The organism is Enterobacter cloacae complex sp. S3, assembly GCF_014930495.1.
Lineage (GTDB): Bacteria > Pseudomonadota > Gammaproteobacteria > Enterobacterales > Enterobacteriaceae > Enterobacter > Enterobacter asburiae_B.
The window spans coordinates 1-14,188 of the sequence record NZ_JADBRD010000031.1 but is presented as its reverse complement, the minus strand read 5'-3'; the positions used below and the strand labels follow the sequence as shown (position 1 = coordinate 14,188).

Here is a 14,188-nt window from a genome sequence, read left to right as displayed (position 1 = left end):
GCTCAGGCCACTTTTCCCGGCACGATGAGGATGAAGCGCGTCGATACCGCATCCGATTCCACGCGGACTTTTCCGTGATGCGCGGAGACGATGGACTTCACGATGGCAAGCCCGATCCCGCTGCCTTCGCCTTTGCGCTGCCTTGACGGATCGACGCGATAGAAACGGTCAAACAGCTTTGGCAGATGCTCTTGCGGGATCGGCGTACCGGGATTTTCTATCATCAGTTCAACGTCGTTATCCTGTTCTCTGATGGAGACCGTCACCGCTTTCCCGGCTGGCGTATAGCGCAGGGCATTGGAGAGCAGATTATTTACTGCTCTTCTGAACATCTGCGGATCGCCTTCTATCAGGCAGGGCATCCCGTTAAATTTCAGCGTAACGTTGCGTTCTTCCGCCCAGGCTTCGAAGAAATCGAAGACTTTCATGACCTCCGCACTTAAATCAAACACCACCCGGTCAGGGACGAGCTGGTTATTATCCGCCTGCGCCAGGAAAAGCATGTCGCTGACCATGCGGGTCATCCGGTTGTACTCTTCAAGGCTGGAGTACAGAACGTCTTCCAGCTCTTTCTGCGAGCGGTTCTGGCTCAGCGCGATTTCCGTTTGCGTCACCAGGTTGGTGATGGGGGTTCTGATTTCATGCGCGATATCGGCGGAAAAATTCGCCTGACGGGTAAAGACATCTTCAATCTTTTCGATCATATGGTTGAAGGAGATGACCAGCTGTTCCAGCTCAACGGGCACGCGGGACGGCTCCAGCCGCGCGTCGAGGTTTTCTGAAGTGATATTTTTAATGGCGTTGCTGACGTTACGCAGGGGCAAATGTCCCTGACGAACCGCGATGCGAATGACAAGAATAATCAGCAGGCTGATCGCCGCGGCAATCGCCAGAAGATTCTTTTTCAGCGCCTCAAGGTAGTGCAGATGAAAATTGATGGAGAGCCCGATCAGCATCACGTAGCCCTGCGTTTTGCCCTGCAGCGTCGCCGTGCCTGAAGAGGCGATAATCCGGTACGTTTCCATTTTCATGTCGGACCCGGCGTGCATGTTTGCGGCAGGGTCTTCAACCGTCCAGAGAAACACATCCTGCGCGCGGCGGTGTTCGCCGAAGTCCGCCGCGTTCATCGCAGGGCGCAGTGCTTCCCCTTGCGCCGAGCTGAACAGGATATTGCCCTGCGGATCCAGGAGCAGGACGGCCACGTTGCGATAGCTGGCGATCGACTCTTTGATCTTGCTGATTTTCTTTTGGTCAGGATCGACCGGAGACTGCAGAATGCGGTGCATCGCGGTGCTGATTTGCTGCAGGTCGCTGACATCCTGCTCGGCGAAGTGCTTTTCAACGGAATGCAGCATAAACCAGGTAAAGGCGAAAAAGGCCAGTATCGTGGAGAGACTGATAAAAAAGGTCAGCCGCAGGGCAAGCGAAAAAGGGCGCCCGGGAAGCTTAAGGCGCATCCGGCACCTCCAGCATATAGCCCACGCCGCGCACCGTCTGGATCAGCTTCGGTTCAAAATCGTTATCGATTTTCGCGCGAAGCCGCTTTACCGCCACGTCAATTGCGTTTGTGTCGCTGTCAAAATTCATGTCCCATACCTGGGAGGCAATCAGGGAGCGGGGAAGCACCTCTCCCTGATGACGCAGGAAAAACTCCAGCAGGCTGAACTCTTTGCTGGTTAAGGAGATGCGGCTTCCGGCCCGGCTTACTTTTCTCGACACGAGGTCAACCGTCAGGTCCGCCACCTGAAGCTGGCTTTCCGCGATCACCGTATTTCCGCGTCTCAACAGCGTCCTCACCCGGGCGAGCAGCTCGGCAAAAGCGAATGGCTTAATCAGATAGTCATCCGCGCCCAGCTCAAGCCCTTTAACCCGGTGTTCAATCGTGCCGAGAGCCGTGAGTAACAGGATGGGCATCCCTTTTCCCGCAGAGCGGAGCATGCGGACAATGTCCCAGCCGTTCACATCGGGCAGCATGATATCCAGAATCAGCAGATCGTATTCAGCGGTCATGGCGAGATGGTAGCCGTTCAGGCCATTATCCGCGTGGTCAACCACAAACCCCGCTTCAGTCAGCCCCTTACTCAGGTACTCACCGGTTTTCATTTCGTCTTCGACGATCAGTATTTTCATCGTGCTCCCCTGACTGGCTGCTGATGACATTCTAGTGAGCGTACCGCCGTTAACAATGACTTACGCTAAAAATGACAACATTGTCATTATCCTGTCACCCGTCAAACAGGATGCGTTGCGTAGAGTAGCCCTAAAACTACTCTGGACTTTATTTGAACCGTTATGTTCCTGTTAAAACGACTAAGCATCAGTACGGTATTTATTCTGGCAGGCTGCGTCTCGCTGGCCCCGGAGTACCAGCGGCCGGAGGCACCTGTCCCCCGGCAGTTTTCGCTCTCCCGAAACGGCCTGACGCCCGCGGCGGCGGGGTATCAGGACACCGGCTGGCACAACTTTTTCGTCGACCCTCAGGTTGCCGGGCTGATTACGGAAGCCCTGAAGAACAATCGCGATCTGAAAATTGCCGCCCTGAAGGTCGAAGAGGCCCGGGCGCAGTTCAACGTGACGGATGCGGATCGCTACCCTCAGCTGAATGCCTCCTCGGGCATCACGTACAGCGGCGGGCTGAAAAGTGACAAACCCACCGCGCAGCAGTACGACGCGGGCCTTATGCTTAGCTATGAACTCGATTTCTTCGGCAAGCTAAAGAACATGAGCGAGGCCGACCGACAAAACTATTTCGCGAGCGAAGAGGCCCGTCGCGCGGTGCATATCCTGCTCGTCTCTAACGTTTCCCAGAGCTATTTCAACCAGCAGCTGGCGTATAAACAGCTGCGTATCGCGCAGGATACGCTGAACAATTACCGGCAGTCTTATGCGTTCGTTGAGCAGCAGCTGGTGACGGGCAGTACGAACGTCCTGGCGCTGGAACAGGCCCGGGGACAGATCGAAAACACGCAGGCAGAGATTGCCAAAAGAGAGGGGGAGCTGGCGCAGGCCAATAACGCCCTGCAGCTGGTCCTCGGCACGTATCGCGCGCTGCCGGGTGACGGCGGCATGAACGCCAGCGACGTTGTGCCGGTAAAACTGCCTCCTCATCTTTCCTCCGAGATACTGCTGCAGCGCCCGGATATTATGGAGGCGGAGTATCAGCTTAAAGCGGCCGATGCGAATATCGGTGCGGCGCGCGCCGCCTTTTTCCCGTCTATTTCCCTGACCAGCGGGCTTTCAACGGGCAGCACGGAGTTGTCCAGCCTCTTTACGTCCGGGAGCGGGATGTGGAATTTTATTCCTAAAATAGAAATTCCTATTTTTAATGCGGGAAGGAATAAGGCCAACCTTAAGCTGGCCGAAATTCGACTGCAGCAGTCGGTGGTTAATTACGAACAAAAAATTCAGTCCGCCTTTAAACAGGTTGCCGACGCGCTCGCGCTGCGGGACAGCATTAACCAGCAGCTTGCTGCACAACAGCGGTATCTGGATTCGCTCCGCATCACGCTTCAACGTGCCAGAGGGTTATATTCCAGCGGCGCGGTCAGCTATATCGAGGTGCTTGACGCGGAGCGTTCTCTTTTCTCTACCCAGCAAAATATTCTCGACCTTATTTATGCCCGGCAGGTTAATGAAATTAATCTCTTCACCGCGCTCGGCGGCGGTTGGGTCGAATAATCTTATTTAATTAAACAGGAAAATAACCATGCGCAATTCACTTAAGGCCGTTGTATTTGGTGCAATCTCCATTGTGTTTTCTGCCGGCCTCCAGGCTGAGGTTCATCAGCACGAGATGATGAGTGCTGCCAGTGAAGGGACCTCAGAGCAGCTCATCACGGGAACCGGCATCGTGAAGGACATTGATCTCACGAATAAAAAAGTCACGATTTCCCATGAAGCGATCCCGGAAATTGGCTGGCCCGCGATGACCATGCGTTTTACCTTTATTCAGGCTGACGAGAGTATTAATGCCTTAAAAATCGGTAACCACGTGAATTTCTCGTTTGTTCAGCAGGACAATCTCTCTTTACTCAAGAGCATTAAATAGCGAGACGCGGCATGGCCTCAGTAAAAATAAAATATGCTGCCGTGATAGCCAGCAGCCTTATCGCGGGAGGGCTGATATCGGTGACGGCATGGCAGGCGCTTCATTCATCTGAAAAAACAGAAAATAGCGCCTCTGAAAGAAAGGTGCTTTTCTGGTATGACCCGATGAAGCCCGACGTTAAATTCGATAAGCCCGGCAAATCGCCGTTTATGGATATGGATCTGGTACCGAAATATGCGGATGAAAACGCCAATAAAAGCAGTGCCGGTATCCGTATTGACCCGACGCAGGTTCAGAACCTGGGATTAAAAACGCAAAAGGTGACGCGCGGAACGCTGAATTATGCCCAGACGATCCCGGCCAACGTCAGCTATAACGACTATCAGTTTGTCATTGTGCAGGCGCGCGCGGAAGGCTTTGTGGAAAAAGTGTACCCGCTGACGACGGGCGATAAGGTGAAGAAAGGCACGCCGCTCGTTGATATAACCATTCCTGACTGGGTAGAGGCGCAGAGCGAGTTTCTGCTGTTATCCGGCACCGGCGGAACGCCGACGCAAATCAAAGGGGTTCTGGAACGGCTTCGGCTGGCGGGTATGCCGGATGAGGATATTCAGAGGCTGCGTGCGACCCGTACTATTCAGACCCGGTTTACCATCAGGGCGCCGATCGACGGAGCGATCACGGCCTTTGATCTGCGTACCGGCATGAATATTTCCAAAGATAAGGTGGTAGCGCAAATTCAGGGGATGGATCCGGTCTGGATCGGCGCGGCAGTGCCTGAATCCATTGCTTATCTGCTGAAAGAGACCTCGCAGTTTGCGGTTTCGATACCGGCTTATCCGGATAAATCCTTCCCGGTTGAAAAATGGAGTCTTCTGCCGAGCGTGGATCCAACCACCCGTACGCTGCAGGTGCGCCTGCAGGTCTCTAACAGGGATGAGCTGCTGAAACCGGGCATGAACGCGTACCTGAAGCTGAATACTCAAAGCCAGGAAATGCTGCTGATCCCTTCCCAGGCCGTTATCGATACCGGTAAAGAACAGCGCGTGATTACCGTCGATGCGGACGGGAATTTTGTACCTAAAAGGATCCACGTTCTGCATGAATCTCAGCAGCAGTCCGGCATTGGTAGCGGACTGGAAGAAGGGGAGTCGGTAGTGGTCAGCGGTCTGTTCCTGATTGACTCGGAGGCCAATATTACCGGCGCGCTGGAGCGCATGCGTCACGCTGAAGCCGCTGACGACGCGCATTCTGGCCATTAAGGAGACGATGATGATTGAATGGATTATCCGGCGGTCGGTCGCCAACCGTTTCCTGGTCATGATGGGGGCGCTGTTCCTCAGCGTCTGGGGCACATGGACGATTATTAACACGCCAGTCGATGCCTTGCCCGACCTCTCTGACGTTCAGGTGATTATCAAAACCAGCTATCCCGGCCAGGCCCCGCAGATTGTTGAAAATCAGGTCACCTATCCACTGACTACCACCATGCTGTCGGTTCCCGGCGCAAAGACCGTGCGCGGTTTTTCGCAGTTTGGCGATTCGTACGTGTACGTCATTTTTGAAGACGGCACCGATTTGTACTGGGCCCGTTCGCGCGTGCTGGAGTATCTGAACCAGGTTCAGGGCAAGCTGCCTGCCGGCGTGAGCTCTGAAATTGGTCCTGATGCCACGGGCGTGGGCTGGATATTTGAGTATGCGCTGGTGGATCGCAGCGGAAAACACGATCTCGCAGAGTTGCGCTCGCTGCAGGACTGGTTCCTGAAATTTGAATTGAAAACCATCCCGAACGTGGCTGAAGTGGCCTCCGTCGGCGGCGTGGTAAAGCAGTATCAGATCCAGGTCAATCCGTTAAAGCTGGCTCAGTACGGCATTAGCCTGCCGGAGGTTAAGCAGGCCCTTGAGTCGTCTAACCAGGAGGCGGGGGGATCGTCAGTTGAAATGGCGGAAGCGGAGTATATGGTCCGGGCCAGCGGCTATCTGCAGACGATGGATGATTTCAATAACATTGTCCTGAAAGCCGGAGAGAACGGGGTACCGATTTATCTTCGCGATGTCGCCCGCGTACAAACGGGGCCGGAAATGCGCCGCGGCATTGCCGAATTAAACGGGCAGGGGGAAGTTGCGGGCGGCGTGGTGATCCTGCGTTCGGGTAAAAATGCGCGTGAAGTCATCACGGCGGTGAAAGATAAGCTGGAGACGCTGAAGGCCAGCCTGCCGGAAGGCGTTGAGATTGTGACCACCTACGATCGCAGCCAGCTCATCGATCGGGCAATCGACAACCTGAGTTCCAAGCTGCTCGAAGAGTTTATCGTGGTGGCCATCGTCTGCGCACTGTTCCTGTGGCACGTTCGCTCTGCGCTGGTCGCGATTATCTCTCTGCCGCTTGGCCTGTGTATTGCCTTTATCGTCATGCATTTCCAGGGGCTGAACGCCAACATTATGTCGCTGGGAGGCATTGCCATTGCCGTCGGGGCGATGGTGGATGCCGCCATCGTCATGATTGAAAACGCGCACAAACGGCTCGAAGAGTGGGATCACCAGCATCCGGGAGAGCAGATTGATAACGCCACGCGCTGGAAGGTGATCACCAACGCCTCTGTCGAGGTTGGCCCCGCGCTGTTTATCAGCCTGCTGATTATCACCCTGTCCTTCATTCCCATCTTTACTCTTGAGGGGCAGGAAGGGCGGCTGTTTGGTCCGCTGGCCTTCACCAAAACGTACTCCATGGCGGGGGCGGCCGCGCTGGCCATCATCGTTATCCCCATCCTGATGGGGTTCTGGATCCGGGGTAAGATTCCCGCTGAGACCAGTAACCCACTGAACAGGCTGCTGATTAAAGCCTACCATCCGCTACTGATTAAGGTGCTCCGCTGGCCAAAAACAACCCTGCTGGTTGCGGCCTTGTCCATCTTCACGGTGATCTGGCCTCTCAGCTTGGTGGGCGGCGAGTTTTTACCGAAGATCAACGAAGGCGATCTGCTGTATATGCCGTCAACGTTGCCGGGCGTCTCTCCGGCAGAAGCGGCCGCACTGTTGCAGACCACGGACAAGTTAATCAAAACCGTGCCAGAAGTGGCCTCCGTTTTTGGTAAAACGGGTAAGGCTGAGACCGCAACGGATTCCGCGCCGCTCGAAATGGTGGAAACCACGATTCAGCTCAAACCTGAGGATCAGTGGCGGCCCGGCATGACGATTGACAAGATTATTGACGAACTCGACAAGACCGTTCGGTTGCCCGGCCTGGCGAATCTCTGGGTTCCGCCCATTCGTAACCGCATCGATATGCTTTCAACCGGGATCAAAAGCCCGATTGGTATCAAGGTGTCGGGTACCGTTCTGTCGGATATCGACGCCACGGCGCAGAGCATCGAGGCGGTAGCCAAAACGGTGCCGGGCGTGGTGTCTGCCCTGGCTGAACGTCTGGAGGGCGGGCGCTACATTGACGTTGATATCAAGCGGGAAAAAGCCTCGCGCTACGGGATGACGGTGGGCGACGTGCAGCTGTTCGTCTCCTCGGCCATCGGCGGGGCGACGGTGGGGGAAACGGTGGAAGGCGTCGCCCGGTACCCGATTAATATCCGCTATCCGCAGGACTACCGAAACAGCCCGAACGCCTTGAAGCAAATGCCGATCCTGACGCCGATGAAACAGCAGATCACGCTGGGCGATGTGGCGGATATCAACGTGGTTTCCGGCCCCACGATGCTGAAAACGGAGAATGCCCGCCCTGCGAGCTGGATTTATATCGATGCTCGCGGCAGGGATATGGTGTCGGTGGTGAACGACATTAAGACGGCCATCAGTCAGAACGTAAAGCTGAGGCCGGGCACCAGCGTCTCATTCTCCGGGCAGTTTGAGCTCCTCGAGCACGCCAACAAGAAACTGAAGCTGATGGTGCCGATGACGGTGATGATCATCTTCATTCTGCTGTATCTGGCGTTCCGCCGCGTGGATGAAGCGCTGCTGATCCTGATGAGCCTGCCGTTCGCCCTGGTCGGGGGAATATGGTTCCTCTACTGGCAGGGCTTCCACATGTCTGTGGCAACCGGCACCGGTTTTATCGCCCTGGCCGGGGTGGCGGCAGAATTTGGGGTGGTCATGCTGATGTATTTGCGTCATGCCGTTGAAGCTCAGCCGGCGTTGTCCCATCGGGACACGTTCACTGAACAGGGGCTTGATGACGCCCTTTACCATGGCGCCGTGCTGCGCGTGCGGCCAAAGGCCATGACTGTCGCGGTGATTATTGCCGGCCTGCTGCCCATTCTTTGGGGAACGGGGGCAGGGTCAGAGGTCATGAGTCGGATAGCGGCGCCGATGATTGGCGGGATGATCACGGCGCCGCTGTTATCGCTGTTTATTATTCCTGCGGCATACAAGTTAATCTGGCTGCGCAGGCATAAAAAGCCATAAAAAAACCCGCCAGCGATGGCGGGTTTTTTACGGGATGAACCCTTAGCGCGCTGTTTTAGCACGCGTCTGGCTGAGAAGCTTGCGCCAGGCACGATTATGCAGAGTAAACAGCAGCATCTTATAGAAGGCGGTGGAAAGGATACAGCTGCCGCTAAGCAGTAGCATGCCGATACTCACTAGCGCCGCGGTCAGACTGACGCCCGGAGCTGCGCTACCGCTCAGCGCGACCAGCAGATAGGCTGCTGTTAATACCTGGCTTATCACCGCCAGCGTAAGGTGTAACCTCACGGCGCGCATGCTGCCTTTGCCAATCATAAACATCGTCACGCCGTTAAGGCCAGCGAACAGAAGGGCGATCAGGACAACCCAGACGAATACGTGTTCCGCTGGCTGGTCGAGTCCGGCGAGTACGCCATACCCCAGCCACAGCTGAGGAATAGCGAAACTGACAATCACCCCGAGGGTACTGATCGCCGCTGGAATACCCATGGTGTGTAGACCTACAGGTTTGCCCATTTCGTCAGCCAACTCAGTCTTTAGCTGTTGCAGCTGTGTCGGGGAGGCATTGCTTATGCTGGTAGCCACCTCGTTACAGTGTTGCAGGCGGCGGGAAAAAACTTTAACCATTTGAATACTCAGCGTTTAGTTAGGCGAAAATGACTGCAACAGACCGACTACATAGCGCCCGGACTGGACGGTGTTTTGAGGATTGCGGATCGTTCCCGTGAGTGAACTGCCCACAAAAGCCGATGCGTTGTTCACGGCACTCATCAGCTCACGTTGCTTCGATTTACTTCTCCAGAACGGCTTATGAAGCGGCAAATCAGCCAAAAGAGCTGCTGATTGTTAAAGATGCCACGCATGTCGATTTATATGATCGTATGGATAAGATCCCGTTCGATAACATCACGGCATTCTTCAATAACTATCTGAATAAAAGATAACTTCCTCAGTAACCGATGGAGTGATCCAAAGGTTACTGCATTGATGTGAGAGGGAAGGCAGCTATGAGGGGGTTGACTGAACGGTTTATGGCTTATTCTCTGATGTCCATATTACATTTAACATAATATACATTATGCGCACCAGTAAGGCGTAAGAGAGAATCCAGCATTCTGGCACAGGAAAACCCAGCCATCAGGTCATCGTCCTTCAGGACGGCTCTGGTGAAGCTGCCGCGCCGGATTAGTCCCAAACCTATAATCAATGACTGCGCGGCTTGGCCAACCCCGGTCAGCACCAAAACAAGTTTTGTCACTGCCCGGCGTTACTGTTATAAACATGAATGCCAAAGCCTTTGCAGCCACAATTACTTCTGTCCTATTATCGTTATGCAGTCGTAAGCAATTATGCAAAGCGGATGGTCGTACTGTTTCCTCACCAGTTACACACGACAAATCGTCTGCGATGTTATAGGACGGACAAGCTCTGCGGTTATGCAATGGCTCATTCACCTTACTTGTCTCTTGCCGCAAAATGAGTCCGGATTTCGTGGGCATGTCAGGGTTCACGGTTGTTTACCACTGCTCTGAAAGCAGTTTTTTTCGCATGCGAAAAACTGGCGTTTTGTCATTCGCATAAGGAACGCTTCCCATCATGATAAAAAATGAACAGGAATATTACGCTGCACTAAAAGAAGTCTCACCGCTTTACGATCTCGACCCGCCGGATGGTTCTGAGGAAGCCAGAAAACTGGATGAACTATCAACACTGATTATGCAATATGAGGAAAAAAACTATCCCCTGGATTAGCTGAAGGCGGCACTCTGTTCCCCCTGCGTTACCTTTCACAGATCGACTATGACAGTTAACCAGCGTTCACAATGCGCATAGTCCTGATTTAATGAATATAATTCTATCCCAGCATCTTCAATGTTCAGGACATCATGTCCATCAGTTACCATTATCTGCGCTATGCTCAGGATCGCGTCTGCTGCGATCTCTGGAATCAGCGTCTGCTCGTCACTAGCCGAGCAACAGCTATAACCAGGCAAATCGAATGCCGGAACATAAATTCCGAATGCCGTGTCGTTGTCCTGCGGCAGTTCAATCCCAACTGAAAATTTACGTTTCAATGTTCTGTACCTTCCAATTAGATGAAAGCGGCACTTTGTTCCGGTCTCATTTTTGTTTCCCGTTATGCCAACGGCATGACAGCCCACCTTTAAAGTCAATAATGCAATTTAAATCCTTTTATATCAATGCATTAAATTATCACTGGATAATGATTATTCTTAACGGCATAGCTCCCCACCTTTAGGTGAAGAAGGTCGCACGGTGATTTGTTCCGCCTGTCGATGATTAAAATAGAGATAAGCGGCGATTTGTTCCACCTGATAATCGGGAGGGATTTTCCTGTCTGAGCGCCCTTCTCACCAACGTTCCCCCCGCTGCGCAGGGAGAACGCCGGTGCTACGGGATTAAAGCAGGTTAACGACGCGGGCGCGAATGAGAATGTACAGCGTGCGCTTGTTGGCATTTGAGCTTTTGGACGTGAAAAGCGCACCAATTAAGGGAATTTTTGATACCCACGGTACAGATGAATCACTGTCGCTTTCCCTGTTATCTACCATCCCGCCAAGCAGAACTGTCTGGCCTGATTTTAGCTGAACGGTTGTCGAAATTGAGCGTGTATTTGTGATGATGTCAGAAGCCGTTTGCGAATCAGAAATACTATCCGCATTTGTCGAAACATCCATGATTAACAATCCTCCGGGTGTCACGACCGGAACAACCTTCAGTGAGATCCCCACATCATGACGTTCGATCGTCTGGAATGGATTGTTAACATTTGCAGCTTCTCCCGTAACCCGCCCCGTCACAAAAGGAACATTTTGCCCTGCTGTAAATGTTCCTGGTTGACCTGACATCGTCAGAATGCGTGGCATTGATAAAAGCGTTGATTTACTCGATGTTTCAAGCGCTTTCAGGCTAAGCCCCAGAATGTTCCCGTTAAAAATACCAAAGGAACCGCCAGTGCTGGATAAAACAGACGTGAGACGGTCAGTATTGATCCCTCCCGCAACCGGACTGCCGGAAGGATCCCCCGCAGCAAATGAAAAATCAAAACCATCGGAAGCCGTTGTTTCAAAAATGACTGATTCAACAAGAACCTGAGTTCTTGGCACATCAACAGAAGGAAAAAATGCTGCAAGTTCTTTGTGTTGTGATGCTGATGCCGTTACAGCAAGAATATTCGCCCCATCAAAAGGATAAACTTTAGTACCAGCAATATTTTCCCCCTTCAGGAATATATCAATAACAGGTGCGAGATCCTTTGCTCTGACGTTATTGACCGGATACGTCTGAGTAATCAAATTGGCACGTATCTCAGGTTTAGTGAAAAAGTCTCCAGTTGGAGGAGGAACATCACCATCATAAGAAGATGCCGGAACCGGCTCTGAGAAAGAATCGGAATATTCATACGTATTACGGTTAAATTTTTGAACCACAGCAGGATTACCCGGACTGAGGTCAAAACCGTTCGCCCGGAGAACCGAAGTAAAAAACTGAGGCAGTTCATCTTTGGTGACATCCGCTGAGTAAACCGTAATTTCCCCTTTTACGTCTGGTGAAATAATCACAGGCTTTCCGGTTGTTTTTGAATACCATGAAACAAACTCCCTTACTGGCGCATTATTCAGTTCAACAGGGATAGCAAAGCTCTGAAATGACAATACACAAAGCAAACTAGCAAGTAACTTTTTCATGTTTCCCATCCTTAATAAGCTCTACCGAACAAGGTGTTATATAGACCATGCGAAAACCGTCTTTAATTAGATCGTCAGATGCAATTTTTTGCTTCTTCGCATCCATAAACTCAAAACCAACTGCATTTCCCATTCGATATGATGTTGTTATTCTCAACTCTGATGGTTTATAACGGGATGTGATAATCTGCGTCGTTACTGGTTTTATCTGAGGTGTCGCTTCCGGCTTGGACAGACTGAGGTACGTGAATGCTGATACAAAACCACAAAACAGGCACAATACTCTGGAATATTTCTTTAAATAGATTCTGGTGAGTCTCATATAAAACGTAGCGTCCCTCTTTACGGCATACCTGCCATGTGAAAGATATGGTGTCAGGTATGAAAATGATGAATGCTCATAAGCATCTGAAAATGCCTGTTTGGTATCATAAGCGGCATAAAGGTCACGCCCCGTATAAGTCCAGCGTTCTACGGTCATTGACTGCGGAGAGTCACCATATTTAACAATCCCGACATGTACTTTTGGTAGCGGAAGTTTTGATCCCGTTATTACACTATAAATTGAGCCAATAAATGGAATTGTGATTTTATCGAGGCGTCGGCAATAAACGACATGCTCTGCCAGTGCCACACGAGCTTGCTTATCCATGATGGATAAATCCTGAATAAGAAAAATAATATCCCAGCCCAGTTTTCTGGCATGTAAAAACCAGTTAATTACGGACTGTCTTTCTTTATCAGCCCATGAGCGTGAGTTAAACCATGTCCCACATTCATCAAGAACCAGTAATCCATTTTTATTTTCATCATAGGAATTATTGCCTCTCCCGATTGCCAGTAAGTCATCCAGTGATGGTTTATCAGGTATCCGTATTACATCCGGTGACTTTGCAAATATACCCACTCTCGGTAGCTTATGAATGCGCAAATCGAGATTCGTAGCCACCCTGCAACCAGAAACAATTTTGTCCTGGATTTTACCGACAGCGACAAGTGTTTTACCTGCACCAAGTTTTCCCGTTACGACATATACAGCCATTATGATTTATTCCAGTCAAGATATCCTATAATTCTGTCTTTAACGTCAAAAATAAAAACTGCTGCTTTAAGAGAAAAAATCGCATACAAACACGGCGCAGCATTAGCCGGAACAACATAAGAGACTGCGCTGGCAATTTCAGGTGGCAATACAGAAGTAAGGTCTGAAAGATAAGAAACTAACAATCCATTCAGACCGATAATAAGGCCAAGAAATAGCGAAATTGCAAGTGCTATTCTGGCGATTCCCAATGTGAAAAATTTTGCAACGTATGCAATAAGAGCACCTGCAAGCCATCCAATAAATCTTGCCAGAACAGGAAGCCCCAGAAAAACTGGCATGGTTATCCCCTTCCCTTACGTAATATTCCAGAAAAAGAATCGTAAACAGTAACGAATGTCCAGAAATATAATATGAAAGCAAAAATCCCTTTAAACATATCAATGTATTTGCACTCAATAATAAATTCGTACTCTTTGCCGGGAGCAAATACAAATGGTGTACATTGTTTAAATTCAGGTAAGGCAGGAAATAATCCGTCTTTCAGAAATGAGTCCAGCAGAGGCGATTTGTCACCCTCACCAATTGCATTCATAGCAGCTGATGAACCTGCAAACTCACCAGAAATTGCAGAGCCGTTGCCAACAAGTCCACCTATGCTGTCGGAAAACCCGCTTAAAGAATCCAGTGTTCCCTGTACAGAACCATCAAGAGATGCCCCGGTATCGGCCTGCAAAGCTGACAAGTCAAATGATTCAGTCAGTGCATCTTTATTGGCGTTTGCCATTTTGACGTAATCAAAATCACCTGTTCCGTTGCCATTATTCCCGGTTCCGCCACCATCATTGCCTGACCCGCCTGACCCGCATCAACCCATATAAGAAAGAATACGAAAGATTCGAATATAACGATAATAAACATAATACCCAGCAGACCAAGTAGAAATAGGAGATCTAGTAGTACTAAGTAAAATAA

Annotated in this window: 14 protein-coding genes and 1 pseudogene; 6 read left to right on the top strand and 9 right to left on the bottom strand. The window is 51.2% G+C overall.

Translation table 11 applies throughout. The features are described 5' to 3' along the window. Window positions 1–2: 2 nt before the first annotated feature. Window positions 3–1,457 carry a Cu(+)/Ag(+) sensor histidine kinase gene (locus IM317_RS17645; RefSeq protein WP_033145575.1) on the bottom strand — a complete coding sequence of 485 codons (1,455 nt, stop codon included), beginning with the start codon at window positions 1,455–1,457 and terminating at the stop codon, window positions 3–5. Then, window positions 1,447–2,130, bottom strand: coding sequence for a copper/silver response regulator transcription factor (locus IM317_RS17640; RefSeq protein WP_033145574.1), 684 nt, complete (start codon window positions 2,128–2,130; stop codon window positions 1,447–1,449). The genes IM317_RS17645 and IM317_RS17640 overlap by 11 nt, the downstream gene beginning before the upstream one ends. A gap of 162 nt (window positions 2,131–2,292) precedes the next feature. Here IM317_RS17640 and IM317_RS17635 point away from each other — a divergent pair, with 162 nt between their 5' ends. From IM317_RS17635 to silA, 4 genes are read left to right on the top strand one after another with little or no spacing between them, the layout of a single operon-like run. Further along, on the top strand, window positions 2,293–3,678 hold the full coding sequence (locus tag IM317_RS17635) for an efflux transporter outer membrane subunit (protein ID WP_033145573.1): 1,386 nt from the start codon (window positions 2,293–2,295) through the stop codon (window positions 3,676–3,678). 28 nt (window positions 3,679–3,706) lie between these two features. Further along, window positions 3,707–4,048, top strand: a complete 342-nt coding sequence (gene cusF, locus IM317_RS17630; RefSeq protein ID WP_033145572.1) for a cation efflux system protein CusF — start codon at window positions 3,707–3,709, stop codon at window positions 4,046–4,048. An 11-nt stretch (window positions 4,049–4,059) separates the two neighbouring features. Continuing rightward, window positions 4,060–5,310, top strand: coding sequence for an efflux RND transporter periplasmic adaptor subunit (locus IM317_RS17625; protein ID WP_033145571.1), 1,251 nt, complete (start codon window positions 4,060–4,062; stop codon window positions 5,308–5,310). Between the two features lie 10 nt (window positions 5,311–5,320). Continuing rightward, a complete protein-coding gene (gene silA / locus IM317_RS17620) occupies window positions 5,321–8,461 on the top strand; it encodes a Cu(+)/Ag(+) efflux RND transporter permease subunit SilA (protein ID WP_033145570.1) in 3,141 nt (1,046 codons plus the stop codon). Window positions 8,462–8,503: 42 nt separating this feature from the next. Here the strand turns inward: silA and IM317_RS17615 are convergent, their stop codons facing one another. Continuing rightward, entirely contained in the window at window positions 8,504–9,088 is a 585-nt protein-coding gene (locus IM317_RS17615) for a hypothetical protein (RefSeq protein WP_033145569.1), read from the bottom strand. 158 nt (window positions 9,089–9,246) lie between these two features. Between IM317_RS17615 and IM317_RS17610 the strand changes: the two are divergent. Continuing rightward, window positions 9,247–9,405: pseudogene (locus IM317_RS17610) on the top strand (alpha/beta hydrolase); the annotation flags it as partial. Between the two features lie 652 nt (window positions 9,406–10,057). Next, window positions 10,058–10,213 carry a hypothetical protein gene (locus IM317_RS17605; protein ID WP_016157965.1) on the top strand — a complete coding sequence of 52 codons (156 nt, stop codon included), beginning with the start codon at window positions 10,058–10,060 and terminating at the stop codon, window positions 10,211–10,213. A 35-nt stretch (window positions 10,214–10,248) separates the two neighbouring features. Here the strand turns inward: IM317_RS17605 and IM317_RS17600 are convergent, their stop codons facing one another. The 6 genes from IM317_RS17600 to IM317_RS24000 form a co-directional block, all read right to left on the bottom strand. Next, complete coding sequence (locus tag IM317_RS17600; RefSeq protein ID WP_016157964.1) at window positions 10,249–10,536, bottom strand: hypothetical protein; 288 nt, start codon at window positions 10,534–10,536, stop codon at window positions 10,249–10,251. A 345-nt stretch (window positions 10,537–10,881) separates the two neighbouring features. Further along, on the bottom strand, window positions 10,882–12,171 hold the full coding sequence (locus tag IM317_RS17595) for a secretin N-terminal domain-containing protein (RefSeq protein ID WP_016157963.1): 1,290 nt from the start codon (window positions 12,169–12,171) through the stop codon (window positions 10,882–10,884). Next, a complete protein-coding gene (locus tag IM317_RS17590; protein WP_015979776.1) occupies window positions 12,152–13,213 on the bottom strand; it encodes a zonular occludens toxin domain-containing protein in 1,062 nt (353 codons plus the stop codon). The genes IM317_RS17595 and IM317_RS17590 overlap by 20 nt, the downstream gene beginning before the upstream one ends. Further along, window positions 13,213–13,554, bottom strand: a complete 342-nt coding sequence (locus tag IM317_RS17585) for a minor coat protein (RefSeq protein WP_015979775.1) — start codon at window positions 13,552–13,554, stop codon at window positions 13,213–13,215. The genes IM317_RS17590 and IM317_RS17585 overlap by 1 nt, the downstream gene beginning before the upstream one ends. A gap of 2 nt (window positions 13,555–13,556) precedes the next feature. After that, entirely contained in the window at window positions 13,557–14,000 is a 444-nt protein-coding gene (locus IM317_RS17580; protein WP_227010945.1) for a hypothetical protein, read from the bottom strand. Continuing rightward, the coding region (locus IM317_RS24000; protein WP_227010944.1) for a hypothetical protein at window positions 13,973–14,188 on the bottom strand (216 nt) is incomplete at its 5' end. The genes IM317_RS24000 and IM317_RS17580, both read right to left, overlap by 28 nt.

What these genes read in the sequence shown, in the direction of transcription:
- IM317_RS17645 (WP_033145575.1), bottom strand. Translation starts at nt 1,457, where the DNA reads ATGCGCCTTAAGCTTCCCGGGCGCCCTTTTTCGCTTGCCCTGCGGCTG.
- IM317_RS17640 (WP_033145574.1), bottom strand. Translation starts at nt 2,130, where the DNA reads ATGAAAATACTGATCGTCGAAGACGAAATGAAAACCGGTGAGTACCTG.
- IM317_RS17635 (WP_033145573.1), top strand. Translation starts at nt 2,293, where the DNA reads ATGTTCCTGTTAAAACGACTAAGCATCAGTACGGTATTTATTCTGGCA.
- cusF (WP_033145572.1), top strand. Translation starts at nt 3,707, where the DNA reads ATGCGCAATTCACTTAAGGCCGTTGTATTTGGTGCAATCTCCATTGTG.
- IM317_RS17625 (WP_033145571.1), top strand. Translation starts at nt 4,060, where the DNA reads ATGGCCTCAGTAAAAATAAAATATGCTGCCGTGATAGCCAGCAGCCTT.
- silA (WP_033145570.1), top strand. Translation starts at nt 5,321, where the DNA reads ATGATTGAATGGATTATCCGGCGGTCGGTCGCCAACCGTTTCCTGGTC.
- IM317_RS17615 (WP_033145569.1), bottom strand. Translation starts at nt 9,088, where the DNA reads ATGGTTAAAGTTTTTTCCCGCCGCCTGCAACACTGTAACGAGGTGGCT.
- IM317_RS17605 (WP_016157965.1), top strand. Translation starts at nt 10,058, where the DNA reads ATGATAAAAAATGAACAGGAATATTACGCTGCACTAAAAGAAGTCTCA.
- IM317_RS17595 (WP_016157963.1), bottom strand. Translation starts at nt 12,171, where the DNA reads ATGAAAAAGTTACTTGCTAGTTTGCTTTGTGTATTGTCATTTCAGAGC.
- IM317_RS17590 (WP_015979776.1), bottom strand. Translation starts at nt 13,213, where the DNA reads ATGGCTGTATATGTCGTAACGGGAAAACTTGGTGCAGGTAAAACACTT.
- IM317_RS17585 (WP_015979775.1), bottom strand. Translation starts at nt 13,554, where the DNA reads ATGCCAGTTTTTCTGGGGCTTCCTGTTCTGGCAAGATTTATTGGATGG.
- IM317_RS17580 (WP_227010945.1), bottom strand. Translation starts at nt 14,000, where the DNA reads ATGGCAAACGCCAATAAAGATGCACTGACTGAATCATTTGACTTGTCA.